The 18,976-nt window shown below is 34.4% G+C and carries 16 protein-coding genes; 13 read left to right on the top strand and 3 right to left on the bottom strand.

The features are described from left to right. The first annotated feature begins 386 nt into the window (after positions 1-386). A complete protein-coding gene (locus ABTV69_RS05345; protein ID WP_433834624.1) occupies positions 387-1,076 on the top strand; it encodes an NUDIX hydrolase in 690 nt (229 codons plus the stop codon). Positions 1,077-1,167: 91 nt separating this feature from the next. Here ABTV69_RS05345 and ABTV69_RS05340 read toward each other — a convergent pair whose 3' ends face one another. Then, entirely contained in the window at positions 1,168-2,166 is a 999-nt protein-coding gene (locus tag ABTV69_RS05340) for a GntR family transcriptional regulator (RefSeq protein WP_433834623.1), read from the bottom strand. Between the two features lie 101 nt (positions 2,167-2,267). Here ABTV69_RS05340 and ABTV69_RS05335 point away from each other — a divergent pair, with 101 nt between their 5' ends. From ABTV69_RS05335 to ABTV69_RS05315, 5 genes are all read left to right on the top strand, one after another. Further along, a complete protein-coding gene (locus ABTV69_RS05335) occupies positions 2,268-3,320 on the top strand; it encodes an aldose epimerase family protein (RefSeq protein WP_433834622.1) in 1,053 nt (350 codons plus the stop codon). A 36-nt stretch (positions 3,321-3,356) separates the two neighbouring features. Then, positions 3,357-4,517: a galactokinase gene (gene galK, locus ABTV69_RS05330; RefSeq protein ID WP_433834621.1), complete on the top strand. Its 1,161-nt coding sequence runs from the start codon at positions 3,357-3,359 to the stop codon at positions 4,515-4,517. Positions 4,518-4,534: 17 nt separating this feature from the next. Further along, a complete protein-coding gene (locus ABTV69_RS05325) occupies positions 4,535-5,593 on the top strand; it encodes a UDP-glucose--hexose-1-phosphate uridylyltransferase (RefSeq protein ID WP_433834620.1) in 1,059 nt (352 codons plus the stop codon). 252 nt (positions 5,594-5,845) lie between these two features. Continuing rightward, positions 5,846-7,531 carry a sodium/sugar symporter gene (locus ABTV69_RS05320; protein ID WP_433834619.1) on the top strand — a complete coding sequence of 562 codons (1,686 nt, stop codon included), beginning with the start codon at positions 5,846-5,848 and terminating at the stop codon, positions 7,529-7,531. A 281-nt stretch (positions 7,532-7,812) separates the two neighbouring features. After that, positions 7,813-8,592, top strand: coding sequence for an SDR family oxidoreductase (locus ABTV69_RS05315; RefSeq protein ID WP_057115557.1), 780 nt, complete (start codon positions 7,813-7,815; stop codon positions 8,590-8,592). Positions 8,593-8,861: 269 nt separating this feature from the next. Here ABTV69_RS05315 and ABTV69_RS05310 read toward each other — a convergent pair whose 3' ends face one another. Next, a complete protein-coding gene (locus ABTV69_RS05310; RefSeq protein ID WP_433834618.1) occupies positions 8,862-9,728 on the bottom strand; it encodes an AraC family transcriptional regulator in 867 nt (288 codons plus the stop codon). Between the two features lie 151 nt (positions 9,729-9,879). On the opposite strand from ABTV69_RS05310, the gene ABTV69_RS05305 reads away from it, so the two are divergent. The 5 genes from ABTV69_RS05305 to ABTV69_RS05285 all read left to right on the top strand — a co-directional run bounded on the left by ABTV69_RS05305 (position 9,880) and on the right by ABTV69_RS05285 (position 14,747). Beyond that, positions 9,880-11,535, top strand: coding sequence for a UxaA family hydrolase (locus ABTV69_RS05305; RefSeq protein WP_433834617.1), 1,656 nt, complete (start codon positions 9,880-9,882; stop codon positions 11,533-11,535). A 39-nt stretch (positions 11,536-11,574) separates the two neighbouring features. Then, positions 11,575-12,339: an SDR family NAD(P)-dependent oxidoreductase gene (locus ABTV69_RS05300; protein ID WP_433834616.1), complete on the top strand. Its 765-nt coding sequence runs from the start codon at positions 11,575-11,577 to the stop codon at positions 12,337-12,339. A 436-nt stretch (positions 12,340-12,775) separates the two neighbouring features. Continuing rightward, positions 12,776-13,630 (top strand): fumarylacetoacetate hydrolase family protein, encoded by an 855-nt coding sequence (locus ABTV69_RS05295; RefSeq protein WP_433834615.1) that lies wholly within the window; start codon positions 12,776-12,778, stop codon positions 13,628-13,630. Between the two features lie 10 nt (positions 13,631-13,640). Beyond that, positions 13,641-13,976 (top strand): L-rhamnose mutarotase, encoded by a 336-nt coding sequence (locus ABTV69_RS05290; protein WP_433834614.1) that lies wholly within the window; start codon positions 13,641-13,643, stop codon positions 13,974-13,976. A gap of 165 nt (positions 13,977-14,141) precedes the next feature. Further along, entirely contained in the window at positions 14,142-14,747 is a 606-nt protein-coding gene (locus tag ABTV69_RS05285) for a hypothetical protein (RefSeq protein ID WP_433834613.1), read from the top strand. Positions 14,748-14,759: 12 nt separating this feature from the next. On the opposite strand, the gene ABTV69_RS05280 is transcribed toward ABTV69_RS05285, so the two are convergent. Then, entirely contained in the window at positions 14,760-16,010 is a 1,251-nt protein-coding gene (locus ABTV69_RS05280) for an NAD(P)/FAD-dependent oxidoreductase (protein ID WP_433834612.1), read from the bottom strand. A 101-nt stretch (positions 16,011-16,111) separates the two neighbouring features. On the opposite strand from ABTV69_RS05280, the gene ABTV69_RS05275 reads away from it, so the two are divergent. Both ABTV69_RS05275 and ABTV69_RS05270 read left to right on the top strand, forming a co-directional pair. After that, positions 16,112-17,632, top strand: a complete 1,521-nt coding sequence (locus ABTV69_RS05275; protein ID WP_433834611.1) for an HAL/PAL/TAL family ammonia-lyase — start codon at positions 16,112-16,114, stop codon at positions 17,630-17,632. Positions 17,633-17,672: 40 nt separating this feature from the next. Then, the gene (locus ABTV69_RS05270) at positions 17,673-18,899 is read left to right on the top strand and encodes a WG repeat-containing protein (RefSeq protein WP_433834610.1); all 1,227 of its coding nucleotides are present in this window, start codon (positions 17,673-17,675) and stop codon (positions 18,897-18,899) included. The last annotated feature ends 77 nt before the right edge of the window (positions 18,900-18,976 follow it).

The following is an 18,976-nucleotide window of genomic DNA, read 5'->3' as shown; positions in this document are numbered from 1 at the left end:
TTTTTTAGGATTTAATTGTGTAAAAAATACACTTTTTAGAAAAAAGCCAATTTTTAATCAAAAAAAGACTCGATCAAAAAAATGTATAAATTATCTGTTTTTTAATAATTTGAAAACCAAAAAACGATATATTTGTAGGTAAAAGATTGTTTATTTTTGATCTTTTTTGTTTAATCAGAACATATTTTAGCAAAAAACTATCCTTGACTGTCCTGTTTTTTTCTTAAAAAAATCTTAAAATGCAATTTTGTATGTTATTTTTATGTAAAAAGTAACTTTTTTAATTCTACATTTGGACAGTTAATTATGTAAGTGTAAAATCTACATTAATAAATTATGAAAGCTTTTAGGAAGTTCATATATTTACCCATCCAAATTAATTATATATGCTAAATAGTTATAGCTCTGCTGATAAAGTTTTACTGGCAGTAGACTGCATCATTTTCGGATTTGACAATGACGGTCTGAAAATCCTTCTGATTCAAAGAGACTTTGAGCCTGAAAAAGGAAAATGGTCTTTGATTGGAGGATTTCTAAAACGTGATGAAGTCTTAGACGCTGCAGCAACCAGAATCTTAAATACCTATACAGGTCTTAACGATATTTATATGGAGCAGCTTTATGCTTACAGTGAAATTGATCGTGACCCGGTAGAAAGAACCATTTCGGTTTCTTACTTTGCTTTAATTAATATTGAAAACCATAATGCAGAATTGATTCAGAATTATCATGCAGAATGGTTTCCTATTAATGATGCGCCAAACTTAATTTTTGACCACAATGAAATGGTGGACAATGCCATTAAAAGACTTCGATACAAAACTTCTATTAAACCTATTGGTTTTGAATTGCTTCCTGAAAAATTCACAATGCGTCAGCTTTTGGAATTGTACGAAGCGATTTTGAGCAAAGAATTGGATAAAAGAAATTTCATCAGCAAAATAAACTCTTTAGAAATTTTAAATAAGCTTGACGAAAAAGATATGCAGTCTTCTCGAAAAGGTTCTTATCTATACACTTTTAATAAAGAGAAATACGAAGAAAAACTGCTAAATAATTTCGTGCTGAATTTATAAACATACTATTTGTTCTCTCGCAGATTTAGCAGATCTAGCGGATTTAATATCAAAAAGAATCTTCTAGATCTGCTAAATCTGAGGGAAAAATTTATAAAGAGTTACGCAATATAAGAGCAGATCTATTTTCGATCTGCTCTTTTGTTCCTTTTAAAACCATATCGGCTAAAATTTTTCCCATCAATTCAAAATTGGTTGAAATGGTCGTAATTCCATTTGCAGCAATTTTCTTCAATGGCGTTTCATTATAAGATATAATTCCGAAATCTTCGCCAAGCTTTAAGTTTCTATTAATCGCATTTTCGATTACCAAAAGCAAATCACGATCGTGCGGAATAATATATAAGTCTCCCAAAGCAATAGACTGGTTGCTAAAATCTGAAATAATTTCGTACTCAAAACTGTACGCTTGGCAAAACAATTCAAAACCTGATTTCATTCCTAAAGGTTCTCTAAAACCAGGGAAAATCAAAATCAGTTTCTTGTATTTTGATAATCGAGATTTGCCTTTCATTAAACCTTCGTAAATATCTTTTTGATGGTTTTGATAAATTGCCGGAAACATTTTTAAATCCGAATTGGTCTGATCTAAAATAATTACGTCGCTTACTGGTAGGGTTTTTATAGTATCAACGACATCGTTTAAGTTCGTCGGCATGATAATGTATTTTGTATAATTTCCGTTGCTGTCATTTATCAGTTTTTTAAAAACTTGGACATTAAAATGATGAAAGAAAATATCCACCTGAACATTTTTTCCGATGTTTTTTAAAAACGAATTATAAATATCTTCCTTGAAAATATTCAATTCATCAAAAAGCAAAAAAACCTTCTGAGTTATAGTGATTTCAACGCTTTTAACATAATATCCTTTTCCTGGAATGGCGTAAATAATACCTCGTTTCTTCAATTCATCGTACGCCAATAACACCGTATCGCGAGACAAAGAAAAAGCCAAACAAACTTTATTTACAGACGGAAGCCTATCTCCTTTTATCAAATTTCCTTCTTCAATCGCTTTTTCGATTGAAAGAATTATCTGCTTATATTTTGGCAGACCAATATTATTTTGAATTGAAATAATGTTCATAATAAAGTCATTTTGACTATTAATAACAAAAACTGGTAGGTACTGGTATGCAAAAATAATAAATGTTTCTATTTTTGGATTTCATTATTGGTAAAAATTATATGGAAATAAAACACATATCGCATTTAAAAGAGACCCACAATTGCAAATTGTTTGGTTTAATGCCTAATAAGGAAGAAATTTATTCTTTTGATTTGGCTAATAAAAACGGGATGAAAGTGCAGATCATCAATTATGGCGCAACTGTAACTTCGATCCAAATTCCACTTGATGGAAAACTGGTAGATGTTGTTTTAGGCTTCGATAATCTGGAAGCTTATTTAGAATCTTATAATTTGCCAAGCGCTCCTTATTTCGGAACCACAGTGGGCCGTTACGCAGGACGTATTCATAATGCCACTTTTAGTCTGAACGATAAAAAATTTCAGCTTGGAGAAAATAATAACGGAAACACACTTCACGGTGGAGACATGGGGTTTGGAAGAAAAGCTTGGAGCGTTGTAAACGCAACTTCTGGCGAAAATCCTTCGATCACTTTTGGTCTTCTGAGCGAACACTTAGACGAAAATTTCCCTGGCGAAATGACGGTATATCTAACCTATACGCTAACAGAGGACAATGAATTAAAGTTAGAATACAAAGCATCTTCAACAGAAGATACGGTTATTAATTTAACGCATCACAGTTATTTTAACCTTGACGGACATGACGGAAATGTTTTAGAACAGCAAATGTTTATCAAATCGGCTAAAATGCTGGAAACAAACTCTGACAATATTCCAACAGGAAATTTTACCGATTTAAACGATCATGAATTTGATTTTAGAACTCCTAAAAGCTGTCCGTTTCCTATTGACAATTCGTTTGTGGTAAATTCTAAAACAGAAATCGTGGGGCAATTGATCAGCTTAAAAAACAAACTTAGAATGAATGTTTACACCGATCAGCCAAGTGTACATATATATGTAGGCGGAAATTGCTTCGGAAAATTAAAAGGAAAAGAAAATGTTGATTACAACGCGCAAAGTGGAATTTGTTTTGAAACGCAAAATTTCCCAGACGCGCCAAATCAAGCTCATTTCCCGAATGCCGTTTTGAAAAAAGGCGAAGAATACACGCAGAAAACGCTTTACAAATTTGAAAGTTTAAATTAATACAATTCCAAAAACCACAATACAACTAACTATATAATGAATGATATTTTAATACAAAATGCCGTTGCTTTTTTCGAGAAATCTTTTGGGTCTTCTCCTCAAAAAACGGTACTTTCTCCAGGTAGAATCAACATTATCGGAGAGCATATTGACTACAATGATGGTTATGTTTTACCTGCTGCAATTGACAAAGTGATTTGTTTTGCTTTTTCGAAAAACAATACCAAAACTTCTAAAATAATTGCCATCGATTTGAACGAAGAATTTGAAATTGATTTGACTCAAGAAGTAAAACTGAGCGATGTGGTTTGGACCAATTATATTCGTGGCGTAATCAAACAATTGCAAGACAACGGATTTTCTTTTGACGGTTTCAACTGCGTTTTCAGCAGTAATATTCCGGTTGGTTCTGGATTGTCTTCTTCTGCAGCTTTAGAATGCGGAATGATTTTCGGAATCAAATCTCTTTTCGATTTAAAAATTGAGAAAAAAGACATTTCATTATTAGGACAAAAAGCAGAACATTGGGTGGGTATCAACTGCGGAATTATGGATCAGTTTTCGAGCGTCCACGGTCTTGAAAACAAAGTAATCCAATTAGATTGCAACACTTTAGATTTTGAATATCACAACGCCGACTTCAAAGACTACTCTCTGATTTTATTTGATTCTAATGTAAAACATTCGCTTTTCACATCAGAATATAATACGAGAAGAATAGAATGCGAAGAAGGTTTATCAATCATAAAAAGCCATTTTCCAGAAGTAAAAAGTTTTAGAGATGCTACCGAAGAGCAGGTTTTAAGCTTGAAAGATAAAATGACGGGCAAAGTTTTCGCTCGAGTTCATTTTGTTGTTAAAGAAATCAATCGTGTCATCAAAGCCTGCAAAGCTTTAGATCAAGGAAATATCGAACTTTTAGGAGAATTGCTTTTTGAAACGCATTATGGATTATCTCAAGAATATGAGGTAAGCTGCGAAGAATTAGACATGCTTGTTGATACAGCAAAAGAAGATGATGCCATCATTGGTTCTAGACTTATGGGTGGCGGTTTTGGAGGCTGTACGATCAATTTAGTCAAAAAAGGACATGAAAATGAGGTAAAGCGTAAGTTCTCTAAACTTTATTTAGATACATTTGGAATTGAATTAAAATTCTATGATGTAAAAATCTCCAACGGAACAACGCTACTTTAAAACCACAACACACTACAATGAAAAATTTCGACATTAACGAAGATCCGCACAGACGCTTTAATCCATTGCTAAACGAATGGGTTTTGGTTTCTCCTCATCGTGCAAAACGCCCATGGCAAGGACAAAATGAAACTATTTCAACAGAAGAACTACCTAAATACGACCCAACTTGTTATTTGTGTCCAGGAAACGTTCGTGCCAACGGAATGAACAACCCACAATACGAAAACAGTTTTGTTTTTGAAAATGATTTTGCAGCCATGAAGCAAGATGAAATTATTTTTGAAGACGATATTAAACATACCTTCTTTAAGGCAAAACCAGAACAAGGAATTTCGAGAGTAGTCTGCTTTTCACCAAGACACGATTTGACTTTACCAGAAATGGAAATTGCTGCTATTGAAAATATCATCAGAACTTGGCAGAAAGAATATACCGATTTAGGAAATATTAAATTCATCAACCATGTTCAAATTTTTGAAAACAAAGGAAGTGTAATGGGATGCAGCAACCCGCACCCGCACGGTCAAATCTGGGCGCAGTCTTCTCTGCCAACTCAAGTTGAAAAAACACAAAACAGCTTAAAATCCTATTTCGATAAAAATGACAGAACCTTATTGGAAGATTATGTCAAAGCTGAATTGAAAGCGGGAGATCGTATTGTAATCGAGAATGACCATTTTGTAGCATTGGTTCCGTTTTGGGCAATCTGGCCTTATGAAACCATGATTGTGAGCAAAAGAGCCGTAAACAAAATTACCAATTTTACAGCCGATGAAAGTACCGCTTTCGCGAAAATCTTAAAGCAGCTTACAACGAAGTATGACAATTTATTTAATACTTCTTTTCCATATTCTTCAGGAATTCATCAAGCACCAACAGATGGTTTAATTCACCCAGAATGGCATTTCCATATGCATTTTTATCCACCATTGTTAAGATCGGCAACGGTGAAGAAATTCATGGTTGGATACGAAATGTTAGGCGAATCACAACGTGATATCACACCTGAAAAAAGTGCTGAAATTTTAAGACAGCTTTCAGATGTACATTACAAAACTTTAGTAAAGGCATAATAGTTTAGTGTTGCGCTAAAGCCAAAAAATAAAAATTTAACACAATTACCTTCTAATAAATGTAAAAAACACATTTGCTAGTAGTTGATTTCTAAATTTTTATTTTACATTTGGCTTCTGTTTTTATTTTCGCAAAAAAATAACAGAAATAAAACACATCTTGCATTTTTAACAAGATTTAACAACATAAAAACTTATTTGAAACCACATAAACAAACAACCCTATAATAATTATTTAAAATACTACTAACAATGAACCAAAACCTCGCTTTCGCAGACTATGCGGTTTTTATTATTTATTTTATCGTAGTCTCGGTCTACGGTTACACCGTTTACCGCAAACGTAAACAGGACGAACAGGATGCTAAAGCTTACTTTTTGGCTGAAGGAAATCTAACATGGTGGGCAATTGGAGCTTCTCTTATTGCTTCTAATATCTCTGCAGAACAGTTTATCGGAATGAGCGGTGAGGGCTTTTTCTTAGGAATTGCCGTTGCTGCCTACGAATGGCTTGCTGCCGTTGCCCTTATTATCGTTGCCGTATGGTTTATCCCTGTATATCTTAAAAACAAGATCTACACCATGCCGCAGTTCTTAAAAACACGTTATAACGAGTCTACTGCACTTATCATGGCAGTTTTCTGGTTGTTTTTATATGTTTTTGTAAACCTTACCTCTATCTTATATTTGGGAGCTGTTGCCATTAACGGACTTGCAGGAGGGGAATACCTTCACGCAATCATGATCGGATTGGCTGTTTTTGCTTTATTCATCTCTCTTGGAGGAATGAAAGTTGTAGCTTACACAGACGTAATTCAGGTTGCTGTATTGATCATTGGAGGTTTAGTAACTTCTTATATCGCTTTGACAACTGTTGGACAGTACTTCGGAGTTGGTGAAAATGCAATTGCAGGTTTCAAAGTTTTAATGAAAGAAGCTCCTGAGCACTTTAAAATGATTATCCCAAAACCGACTGCTGCATCTTCTCAGTTGGAAATCGATAAATATTTAACTTTCCCAGGATTGTTATCTTACGCTGCTGGTATCTGGATCATCAACCTTAACTATTGGGGATGTAACCAATACATTACACAAAGAGCTCTTGGAGCTGACTTGCAAACTGCACGTACAGGAATTTTATTTGCAGGTATGCTAAAATTATTAATGCCGCTTATCGTAATGCTTCCTGGTATTGCTGCTTACGTTTTATATACAAACGGACACTTGCCTCAATTAGTTGGAGGAAAAGACGGAGCCTATTCTGCTGTATTGACATTCCTTCCAACTGGATTAAAAGGACTTTCTGTTGCAGCTTTAACTGCTGCAATCGTAGCCTCTTTAGCTGGAAAAGTAAACAGTATTTCTACAATCTATACTTTAGACGTTCATAAAAAATACATCCAAAAAGAAGCTGGTGAAAAACAACAAGTAAACATCGGACGTATTGCTGTTTTTGTTGCAATGCTTTTAGCTGTTTTATTTACATGGAACGACATCTTAGGAATTGGTGGTGTTGGAGGATTTACCTACATCCAAAAATATACTGGATTCATCAGCCCAGGAGTTTTCGCTATGTTCTTCTTAGGTATGTTCTGGAAAAGAACTACAGGAACAGCTGCAATCGTTGGGGTAATCTTAGGATTCTTATTATCTGTATTATTCAACGAATATGCTCCAGCTTTATTTGGAAACGACACACTTTTATATACAGCTTACGCTAACGGAAAAGGAGCTTTTGAAATTCCTTTCCACATCTGTATGGGATTATCATTTTTATTTACAATGATTGCCATGATTCTGATCAGTTTCGCTGGACCAAAAGTAAACCCTAAAGCATTCGAGACTGAGCCTGGAATGTTTAAAGTACAACCGCAAACAACTGTTCTTATCGTAATTACGTTATTGATCATTGTTGCGCTTTATGTTAAGTTCTGGTAATAAATTATCAGTTCAATTCTCTCTATCTTTACAGCTGTTGTTAATAACAACAGCTGTAATTTTTTAAAGTATATTCATTGAATAAAAATATAGCCACAAATTAAAATGATTAAAATGATTTCATAGTCTGCTTTTGTCAGGCTGAGCGAAGTCGAAGCCCACGTCCAATTGGAACGCCCTTCGACTTCGCTCAGGATGACAAACTAAAACAAATCATTTTTAATCCTTTAATCTGTGGCAGAAAAAAACAAACAGAATTTAAATTATAATACATAAATACCATGCAGTTATCATTAACCCAAAAAATCATTATCGTTACTGGCGGCGCAAAAGGAATTGGTTTAGGAATCGTTAAGGTTCTTGCCGAGGAAAATGCAATTCCGTTTATCGTTGGACGTAACGAAAATGACAACATCAAAGCCGTAGAAGAATTAAAAGCCATTGGAAAAGAAGCACATCAAGTTGCTGCCGATCTAACAAAACCTGAAGACTGCAAAAAAGCTGTTGAAGCCGTAATCGCCAAATTTGGTAGAATTGACGGTCTTGTAAACAATGCCGGAGTTAATGACGGCGTTGGATTAGAAAACGGAAATTACGAAGATTTCGCTGCTTCACTTCACAAAAATCTAGTGCATTATTATTTAATGGCACAACATGCTCTTCCCTATTTGAAAGAATCGAAAGGAGCAATTGTAAACATTGGTTCTAAAACTGCCGAAACAGGACAAGGCGGAACCTCAGCATATGCAGCTTCAAACGGAGGAAGAAATGCCTTAACCAGAGAATGGGCAGTTGAATTGCTAAAATACAGCATTCGTGTAAACGCAGTTATTGTAGCAGAATGTTACACCCCACTTTACGAAACGTGGATAAATACTTTCGAGAATAAAGAAGAAAAACTAGCTGCGATTACTAAAAATATTCCGTTAGAAAACAGAATGACAACTGCAGAAGAAATCGCTAATATGGTTGTTTTCTTGTTGTCTGAAAAATCAAGTCATACTACAGGACAAATTATTTATGTAGATGGTGGGTACACACATTTAGATCGATCTATTTAATTTTTTTGCCACAGATTAAAAGGATTAAAAATGATTTTTAGATCCTGTTTTGTCAGGCTGAGCGAAGTCGAAGCCCGCGTCCAATTGGAGCGCCCTTCGACTTCGCTCAGGGTGACAAACTAAAGCGAATCATTTTTAATCCTTTTAATCTGTGGCATAAATTCTCCCGCAGATTTTGCAGATTACGCAGATTTTTTAATTCGTGAAATTCAATTTAATTTTTTCATCAAGACTGAACATTTTAAATTCGTGAATTCGTGGCAACTTTTTTAAGCCAAAGCATTGCTTTTAAACTCCGAAGGCGTAATTCCTTTAAACTTCTTAAAAAGTTTATTAAAATTGGAAGCTGTTTTATACCCACAATCATACGCGATTTCAGACATGCTTTTATCTGTTTCTAAAAGCAACTTACACGCATTTGAAATCCTAATTTCGTGTAGATAATCCACAAAATTCTTCTTCGTTTTAACCCTAAACATTCTGCAGAAAGAAGTCCGTGTCATATTCGCGACAGCTGCAATTTCTTCTAAGGAAATATTCTTTTTGTAATTTTTATTCACGTATTGAAAAACTTCCGAAAGTCGATCCACTTTCGAGTCTTTCTGCATCAGAGAATAAATCTCATCATTAATATAAATCTTATCCTGACTATCAGAAAGAATCGATAAGATTTCAAAAAGTCCGACAATCACTTCGAAGTCTTTTTTAGAAACTAATTTCTCCAGTTTTTTCGCAATCTGTTTATTGGTTTTTCCGATAATCGAAATTCCTTTTCCTGCCTGAAAGAAGAGTTCGTTGATTTTCTGAGTTTCTTTTAATTCGTAAAAAGTGGGTCCAAAAATATCCTTATGAAAATATACAACTATCGAATTGGCTTTTAAATCCTCGATTCCTTGATAGTATTTTTCGTCATTCAACCAAACGTGCGGAATATCAGAACCTAAAAAAACCATATCTCCAGGCTCAAACGGCATTACCGAATTTCCGATAATTCGTTTGCCAAAACTCTCTTTTACATATACCAATTCCAATTCTGGATGCGAATGAAACGGCGCCTGAAAAAACGGCTCAATACGATTCAGCACCGAAACTCTCGTGTTGAGATAAGACGTTATTTTAGTTTGCTCCAATTTCATATCACAAAGATAATTAAAGATTATATACGGATAATATTAGACTAATAATGAAAAGCTAAAAAAACTAATTTTATTTTTCGTTTACTGCCCAAATTTTAGTGAAAATAAAGCGTTTAACGACAACACAAAAAAGAAAAAAAAACAAAAAACAATGCTGGAGAATACAACTAAAAAACTGGTGGTAAAACTACATCCGGACGATAATGTTCTGGTTGCTTTAACCGACTTACAAAAAGGAGAAACCATTCTTTTTGAAAATGAAACTTACGTTTTGCAAGACCGCATCAAAGCCAAACATAAATTCTACATGCAAGACATGAAGCAGGGAGAAGAAGTAAATATGTACGGTGTTTTGGTTGGAAAAGTGCAAAATGATATTGTCAAAGGAAGTTTAATGACGACCGAAAACTTAAAGCACGCTGCAGATCCTTACGCTTACAGAAATGCGTCTTACGAATGGAATGCGCCTGATGTTTCTAAATTCGAAAACAGAACTTTTAAAGGTTACAAAAGAAAAGACGGACGTGTTGGAACGGCAAATTACTGGCTTTTTATTCCGACTGTTTTTTGTGAAAACCGAAATCTTGACGTGATCAAGGAAGCATTACACAAGCAATTGGGTTATACAGTAACAGACAAATACAATCAATTTACGCACGAATTACTGGAAGGTTATTTGAACGGAAATGATATTAACGACATTAATATTGAATTGAATCCGACGCCAAAAAACAAACGTGTTTTTGAAAATGTGGACGGAATTAAATTCTTAAATCACCAAGGCGGTTGTGGTGGAACACGTCAAGATGCTTCTACTTTGAGCGCTTTATTAGCTTCTTATGCGAATCATCCAAACGTTGGTGGAATCACACTTTTGAGTTTAGGATGCCAGCATTTACAAGTTCAGGATTTTGTAAATGATGTAAAAAGACAAAATCCAGAGTTTGATAAACCGTTGTTTATTTTTGAACAGCAACAAACAGAAAGCGAAGAAGTTCTGATTACAAATGCCATCAAAAAGACTTTTGAAGGTTTAATCGAAATCAACAAATACGAAAGAACTGATGCTCCGTTAAGCGATTTATGCATCGGCGTAAAATGTGGCGGAAGCGACGGTTTCAGCGGCGTTTCTGCAAATCCTGCTGTGGGTTATACTTCAGATTTAGTCGTTGCTTTAGGAGGAAAAATTCTTTTGGCAGAATTCCCAGAATTATGTGGAGCTGAGCAAAATTTAATCGACAGATGTATTACAGAAGATAACGCTAAAAAATTCATTAATTTAATGGAATCTTACGATGAACTGGCTCATAAAGTTGGTTCAGGATTTCATATGAATCCGTCTCCAGGAAACATCAAAGATGGTTTAATTACTGATGCTATAAAAAGTGCTGGAGCGGCTAAAAAAGGCGGAACTTCTCCTGTGGTTGATGTTTTAGATTATACCGAATTGGTTACAAAACCAGGTTTAAGTTTGGTTTGTACACCCGGAAATGATGTAGAAGCAACAACTGGAAAAGCGGCTTCTGGAGCAACTTTAATTTTATTTACAACAGGTTTAGGAACTCCAACTGGAAATCCGGTTTGTCCTGTAATTAAAGTAGCTACCAATTCTGTTCTGGCAACTAGAATGAAAGATATTATCGATATTGACTGCGGACCAATTATTAGCGGTGAAAAATCTATTGAAGAAATGGGCGAGGAAATTTTAGAATATTGCATAAAAGCGGCAAGTGGCGAAATTATTCCGAAAGCTGTACAATTAAACCAAGATGATTTTATTCCGTGGAAACGTGGCGTATCTTTGTAAAAGACTCAATTAAAAAATAACTATAAAAATTTATATCAAATGTTTTCATTACAAAATAAAAAAGCAATTATCACAGGTGGCGGAAGCGGAATTGGAAGAGCGATTTCTGTTTTATTTGCTAAACAAGGAGCTGAAGTTCATATTTTAGAATTAACCGAAGAAAGTGCAAAAGAAACGGTTGAAGAAATCAAATCGGCTGGAGGAAGTGTTTTTGCTCACGCTTGCGACGTTTCAAACCACGAACAAGTAAATGCAACTTTCCAAAAAATAGGAAATATCAATATTCTAGTAAACAATGCTGGAATTGCTCACGTTGGAAAAGTTGACACGACTTCTGAATCTGATTTTGATAGAATTATGAATGTAAACGTAAAAGGTGTTTACAACTGTCTTCACGCTTCTATTCCTGCTTTAAGAGCTTCTAACGGAGGTGTAATTTTGAACTTAGCTTCTATTGCTTGCTGGGTTGGAATTCCTGATCGTTTTGCTTATTCTACTGCAAAAGGAGCAGTTATGGCAATGACTTTATCGGTGGCGAAAGACTATTTGAATGATAAAATCAGATGTAATTCTATTTCTCCTGCGAGAGTTCACACGCCTTTCGTAGATGGATTTATTTCTAAAAATTATCCAGGGAAAGAAGAAGAAATCTTCGAAAAATTATCTCAATCACAACCAATCGGACGTATGGGAAAACCAGATGAAATCGCAACTTTAGCTTTATTCTTATGCAGCGACGAGTCTTCTTTCATCACCGGTTCTGATTACCCAATTGATGGAGGTTTTATTAAATTGAATAACTAAAAATATTTTTTGCCACGACCCGAGCGATAGCGAACAGGAGAAGCAATTTCACGAATTCACACGAATTATAATTCAAGAAAATTGGTGCAATTCGTGGCGAAAAAAAAAGAGCCACAGATTAAAAGGATTAAAATGATTTAAAAAAATCTGCTAAAACCTGTAAAATCTGCGTGAAACAAAAAAATTAAAAACCACAAATTCCACAAATCAACACAAATTAAAATTCGTGAAAATTGGTGCAATTCGTGGCGAAAAAAATAGAGCCACAGATTAAAAGATTAAAAAGGATTTTTGTTTCCTGCTTTTGTCAGGCTGAGCGAAGTCGAAGCCCGATTCCAATTGGAACGACCTTCGACTTCGCTCAGGGAGACAAACTAGAATGAATCATTTTAATCCTTATAATCTGTGGCAAAAAAATATTAAAAAATAAAAAATTATGAAACTTATTAGATTTGGAGAAGAAGGAAAAGAAAAACCAGGGGTTTTACTAAATGATAAAAGATATGATGTTTCGTCTATCGTAACAGATTACAACGAAGCTTTTTTTGAAAATGACGGATTAAAAAAATTAGAAGAAGCTTTAAAAAATAATCCTACGCTTCCAGAAGTAAGCGATTCAGTTCGTTTGGGTTCGCCAGTTGCACGCCCTTCAAAAATTATCTGCATCGGATTAAATTATGTAGATCACTGTGAAGAAACTGGCGCTGCAATTCCAGAAGAACCAATTATTTTCTTTAAATCTACGACTTCTTTATGTGGACCAAATGACAATTTGATCATTCCAAAAAACAGTGAAAAAACAGACTGGGAAGTAGAATTGGCATTTGTTGTAGGTAAAAAAGCAAGCTATGTTTCTGAAGAAGATGCGCCAAACTACATCGCAGGATATTGCCTTTTGAATGATTATAGCGAAAGAGCTTTCCAAATCGAACGCGGTGGACAATGGGCAAAAGGAAAAGGTTCTGATACCTTCGCTCCTCTTGGACCAATAATGGCAACTCCAGACGAAGTTGGCGATGTCAATAATTTAAAAATGTGGTTGACTGTAAACGGAAAAACATTCCAAAACAGCAATACTTCAAACTTGATTTTTAAAATTCCATTTTTGGTACACTACTTAAGCCAATTTATGACATTGCTTCCTGGTGATGTAATTAGTACAGGAACACCTCCAGGAGTTGGTTTGGGAATTAAACCAGATCCAATTTACATAAAAGCGGGTGACGTAATCGAATTAGGAATTGAAGGTTTAGGCACAAGCAAACAAACTGCTGTAGCTTACCAAGGATAAATTTTAGATTATGGCAACACAAAAATTCTGTCTGGCTTTAGACTTAAAAGACGATGCAGACTTAATCGCAGAATACAAAGAACTGCATGAAAACGTTTGGCCAGAAATTAAAAAAAGCATTCAAGATGCTGGAATTTTAGTTCTAGATATTTATTGCACAGGAAATAGACTTTTCATGATCATCGAAGGTGATGAAAATTTCTCTTTTGAGAAAAAAGACAAAGCCGACGCCGAAAATGAAAAAGTTCAGGAATGGGAAACTTTAATGTGGAAATTTCAACAAGCGCTTCCTTGGGCAAAACCAGGACAAAAATGGATTTTAATGGATAAGATATTTGAATTATAAAATTTATACATTAAATAAACTGTAAAAAGACTGTCAATTGTGGCAGTCTTTTTTTTTAGGACTAAACTTACTAAAAAGAAAGAAAAAGATTACTTTGGTTAATGATTGCAATTTAAATCCTTTTAATTATTTTAGCCGACAAAAAAACCAATCAATTAACCCAAAATGAAAAAACTAATTATTGTATTCTCCTTTATTTCAGGAGCTGCATTTGCCCAAGACATCAATGTTCTTCAGGGTGACTTTGCCTTTTTAAAAGATCAAAAAGAAGTTAACGTAGAATTTGATTATAGTAATTTTACTATGATGAAAGAAAACAAACCCGAAGCGCAATATGTTGAAGAACATAAAGCTGACTTGGACAAAAAAGCAAAAGGAAACGGAAATATCTGGGAGAAAAAATGGATTGCCGCTAAAGACATGATCTGGACTCCTAAATTTTTGGAAATAGCTAATATCGTATTAACTAAAGAAAAGAAAGATCTAAACTTTCAAGAAAAATTAAACACACCTTACACTTTAATTGTTTCTACAGTATGGATTTATCCAGGTTGGGATGCCGGAATTATGAAACAGCCAGCAAAAGTTACTACCAATTTGAAATTTGTTGAAACTGCAAATAAGTCAAATGTTTTATTGGAAATCTCAAGTATTGATGCTCCAGGAGATCAATGGGGAAATAATTTTAGCAACGAATCTAGAATTGGAGAAGGATATGCTAAAACAGCCAAGACATTATCTAAACTGATTGCAAAAAAAGCATACAAATAAAAAAAGCCCTGATTATTCAGGGCTTTGTTCTTTTTGCATATTTAGTAAATACGCCATATTTGCTATAACATGATCGTGTTTCTTGACGAATGGATTTTCTTCGTTCCAAACATATCCTGCCAATACCGAACATATTTTTTCTTTCACATCTGGATTCTCTGGCTGATGGAAGAATAAAGTCTGAAGGTTTCCTGTGTACCATTCTTGCACGTAGGTTGTGAAAACAGCAATTCCTCGTTTCATATATTGTGTAAATTCCACTTCCCAATCAACAGGAATTCCTTGCGCTTCTTTTAAGTATAATTTTGCTGCCAACATTCCAGATTCAGTTGCAAAAGCTACTCCAGAAGAGAAAACGGGATCTAAAAATTCTGAACTATTTCCTGTTAGAGCAAAACCATCGCCGTACATTCTTTTCACTGCTCTAGAATAGTTTTCTAATTTAACTGGTTCAAACAAAAATTCTGTACCAGCAAATCTTTTAATATAATAATCTGATTTCTGAATGGCATTTCGCAAAGCCTCCGCATTATCTTTATTTTCAGAAAGCGAATTAATAAAATCTGTCGGACCCACAACTCCTAAACTCGTATTCCCATTAGAAAACGGAATTACCCAAAGCCAAACTTGCGTTTCTAAAATGTCAAACGAAATTTGAGTTCCTTCTTCTCCTTCTGGTCTATTAATATCTTTTACATGCGTAAAAATAGAAGAATGCGGATCGAGTTTAGAAGGCGTATCCAAATCTAAAAGTCTCGGCAAAACACGTCCGTATCCGCTTGAGTCAATTATGAAGTTGGCATGAATTTCCTTTAAATTTCCGTCTTTATCTTTTACAACGGTTTTTGATTTTTTTCCTTCAAAAGAAACTTCCAGAACTTCTGTTTCAAATTCCAGATCAATTCCTTTTCTGATGACTTCTTGCGCCATTGTATTGTCAAAATCTGCTCTCGGAACTTGCCATGTCCAATCCCAGCCTTCTCCAAATTTTACACTAAAATCAAAATTGCAGATTTCCTCTCCTCTAATAAAACGCGCTCCTAATTTTTTTTCGAAGTTCATTGCATCTAGAGCTTCAAACAATTCTGCCTCTGCAAAATGGTCCATCACACGTGGAATAAGACTTTCGCCTACCACAAGTCTCGGAAACTTTGTTTTTTCTACAACTTTAACCTTTACGTTGTTTTTAAAAAGATACGATGCCGAAACACATCCGGACGGTCCTGCACCAATCACTAAAACATCAACAAACTCCTTTGTCATATTAGAATTATTATCATTAATTAACCTACATTTGCCATCATCAAAATAACTACATTTATTTTGATAAATAAAATTAAATTAGCACAACCAAAATCGATTTGATGAATACAATAAATGAATATTTAAGTTTAGCAGAATTTGAAGCCATAATCTTCGGAAAAAGCAAAGTTGCAATAAGCGATGTGGTTTTAAATCGAGTAAACGAAAGTTTTAATTTCTTAAAAGAATTCTCAGGAAATAAAGTAATCTACGGCGTAAATACAGGATTTGGTCCAATGGCTCAATATAGAATTAAAGAGTCAGATCAAATTCAACTGCAATATAATTTAATTAGAAGCCACTCTTCTGGAACGGGAAAACCTTTAAACGCTGAGTGCGCAAAAGCAGCAATTTTAGCTCGATTAAATACGCTTTCATTAGGAAATTCAGGGGTACATTCTTCTGTTGTTCATTTAATGGCAGAATTAATCAATCGAGATATTACACCGTTAATTTTTGAACACGGCGGTGTGGGTGCCAGCGGAGACTTGGTACAGCTATCACATTTAGCTTTGGTTTTAATTGGTGAAGGCGAAGTTTTTTATAAAGGAGACAGACGTCCAACAGCAGAAGTTTTCGAAATTGAAGGTTTAAAACCAATTCAAGTAGAGATTAGAGAAGGTTTGGCGTTAATCAACGGAACTTCTGTAATGACAGGAATTGGAGTGGTAAATGTTCATTACGCTTCAAAATTATTAGATTGGTCTGTAAAAGCTTCTTGCGCAATTAACGAATTGGTTCAAGCTTACGACGATCATTTCTCTGAAGAATTAAATCAAACCAAACGTCATAAAGGACAACAGGAAGTGGCAGAAAGAATGAGAACAAACCTTTCTGACAGTACGTTGATCCGTAAAAGAGAAGACCACTTATATTCTGGCGAAAACACAGAAGAAATTTTCAAAGAAAAAGTTCAAGAATATTATTCATTAAGATGTGTTCCCCAAATTTTAGGACCAGTTTTAGAAACTATCAATAATGTAGCTTCCATTTTAGAAGATGAATTCAATTCTGCGAACGATAATCCAATTATTGACGTGAAAAACAAACACGTTTACCACGGAGGAAATTTCCATGGAGATTATATTTCGCTAGAAATGGACAAACTGAAAATCGTTGTTACGAAATTAACGATGCTGGCAGAACGTCAATTGAATTATTTACTGAATTCAAAAATCAACGAAATTTTGCCTCCTTTCGTAAACTTAGGAACATTAGGATTCAATTTCGGAATGCAAGGCGTTCAGTTTGTTGCGACTTCAACAACTGCAGAATGTCAGACTTTATCAAATCCAATGTACGTACACAGTATTCCAAACAACAATGACAACCAAGACATTGTAAGTATGGGAACAAATGCTGCTGTGATTACATCAAAAGTGATCGAAAACTCTTTTGAGGTTTTAGCTATCGAATTAATTACAATTGTTCAGGCAATTGATTATTTAGGACAAAAAGATCAAATTTCATCTGTTACTAGAAAATGGTACGACGACGTTAGAAACATAATTCCAGAATTTAAGGAAGACCAAGTAATGTATCCTTTTGTTCAAAAAGTAAAAGATTATTTGATAAACAGTTAAAAATCTTTAATTTACAGTATTAATATTGAATCTTAAAATCATGAAAAAGTCATTTGTATTTTTATTGCTATGCTGCATTCAATTTGTTAATAGTCAAGAATTAGCATTAGTTAAAAAAAACGCCAAAATTGGATATATCTCTAAAGATGGATCTTTTAAAATCGAACCTCAATACAAATCAGCCAGAAGTTTTTCTGAAGGTTTAGCTGCAGTCGAAAACGGCGGAAAATGGGGTTTTATCGATGCAAAAGGAACTTGGGTAATCCCAGCAGATTTTAATAGCGCTAAAGATTTTAACAACGGAATTGCAATTGTACAAAAAGACAAAGACTGGGTTTATATTAATACAAAAGGAGAAATTCAGAAAGCGCCTGCTTCAGATAAATTATATGATTTTAATGATGGTGTAGCTTTTATCAAACAAAACAATAAGATTGGATTGATCAATAACAAAATGACTGTGGTTTTAGAACCAAAATACGATCAGATCAAATCTTTTGAAAATGGTTATGCTAGAGTTGAGCTAAATAAAAACTGGGGAATTATCAATACTGACGGAAAAGAATTGGTTGAACCTGTTTACGCTGAAGTCGGAAATTATTTTAAAGGAACGACTTGGGCTAGAAAAGATAAAACTTTTGGTCTTGTAAGTAGCGGAAAATTTATTCCAGTTGACGGAGCAGAAAAAATCTGGGATTTTGAAACTCAAGATTTGACTTTCGCTAAAAAGAATGGAAAAATCGGTTATATCGATTTAAAAGGAAATTGGGCAATTCTTCCTATTTATGATAAAGGAAAAGCATTTTCTAAAAACTTAGCCCCGGTTTTAGTTGGAAAAAAATGGGGATTCATCAATCCAGAAGGAAAATTTGTAATTGAACCAACTTATAACGATGCAGAAGTTTTCAGTACAAACGGTCTGGCTCCAGTAAAAGAAAGCAACTGGGGATTCATTAACGAATCTGGAAAATTGGTAATTCCAACACAATACGGTATCACTACAAATGCTATTATCGCAATGTTTACACAACAAGATAAAGGATTTATTGGTGGTGTTGCCCGAGTAAAAAACGAAGGAAAATGGGGATTTCTTAAACCAGACGGAACAGTTTTAGCCAATCAATGGTTTGAAAATGCTGAACTATTCTCCAAAAGTGCAGAAAAACCTCAGCCTGCTGCAGCTCCTGTCGAAAAACCAAAAGAGGAAACTAAAGCGCCTGCTGCAAAAAAACCAGCTGCAAAACCAGCACCAAAGAAAAAGAAATAAAATTTATTCCCAAATAAATTAGAAATTTGCATAAATGAAATCGCAGTGTATTGAGCGGTTTCATTTATGACGAATAA

This window comes from Flavobacterium anhuiense (genome assembly GCF_050990855.1).
GTDB lineage: Bacteria > Bacteroidota > Bacteroidia > Flavobacteriales > Flavobacteriaceae > Flavobacterium > Flavobacterium anhuiense_C.
The sequence above is the reverse complement of the archived record's forward strand: the minus strand, read 5'-3'. Positions and strand labels throughout refer to the sequence as shown.

Bases quoted from the DNA above. Each gene is read 5' to 3' on its own strand.
- ABTV69_RS05345 (WP_433834624.1), top strand. From the start codon at position 387: ATGCTAAATAGTTATAGCTCTGCTGATAAAGTTTTACTGGCAGTAGAC.
- ABTV69_RS05340 (WP_433834623.1), bottom strand. From the start codon at position 2,166: ATGAACATTATTTCAATTCAAAATAATATTGGTCTGCCAAAATATAAG.
- ABTV69_RS05335 (WP_433834622.1), top strand. From the start codon at position 2,268: ATGGAAATAAAACACATATCGCATTTAAAAGAGACCCACAATTGCAAA.
- galK (WP_433834621.1), top strand. From the start codon at position 3,357: ATGAATGATATTTTAATACAAAATGCCGTTGCTTTTTTCGAGAAATCT.
- ABTV69_RS05325 (WP_433834620.1), top strand. From the start codon at position 4,535: ATGAAAAATTTCGACATTAACGAAGATCCGCACAGACGCTTTAATCCA.
- ABTV69_RS05320 (WP_433834619.1), top strand. From the start codon at position 5,846: ATGAACCAAAACCTCGCTTTCGCAGACTATGCGGTTTTTATTATTTAT.
- ABTV69_RS05315 (WP_057115557.1), top strand. From the start codon at position 7,813: ATGCAGTTATCATTAACCCAAAAAATCATTATCGTTACTGGCGGCGCA.
- ABTV69_RS05310 (WP_433834618.1), bottom strand. From the start codon at position 9,728: ATGAAATTGGAGCAAACTAAAATAACGTCTTATCTCAACACGAGAGTT.
- ABTV69_RS05305 (WP_433834617.1), top strand. From the start codon at position 9,880: ATGCTGGAGAATACAACTAAAAAACTGGTGGTAAAACTACATCCGGAC.
- ABTV69_RS05300 (WP_433834616.1), top strand. From the start codon at position 11,575: ATGTTTTCATTACAAAATAAAAAAGCAATTATCACAGGTGGCGGAAGC.
- ABTV69_RS05295 (WP_433834615.1), top strand. From the start codon at position 12,776: ATGAAACTTATTAGATTTGGAGAAGAAGGAAAAGAAAAACCAGGGGTT.
- ABTV69_RS05290 (WP_433834614.1), top strand. From the start codon at position 13,641: ATGGCAACACAAAAATTCTGTCTGGCTTTAGACTTAAAAGACGATGCA.
- ABTV69_RS05285 (WP_433834613.1), top strand. From the start codon at position 14,142: ATGAAAAAACTAATTATTGTATTCTCCTTTATTTCAGGAGCTGCATTT.
- ABTV69_RS05280 (WP_433834612.1), bottom strand. From the start codon at position 16,010: ATGACAAAGGAGTTTGTTGATGTTTTAGTGATTGGTGCAGGACCGTCC.
- ABTV69_RS05275 (WP_433834611.1), top strand. From the start codon at position 16,112: ATGAATACAATAAATGAATATTTAAGTTTAGCAGAATTTGAAGCCATA.
- ABTV69_RS05270 (WP_433834610.1), top strand. From the start codon at position 17,673: ATGAAAAAGTCATTTGTATTTTTATTGCTATGCTGCATTCAATTTGTT.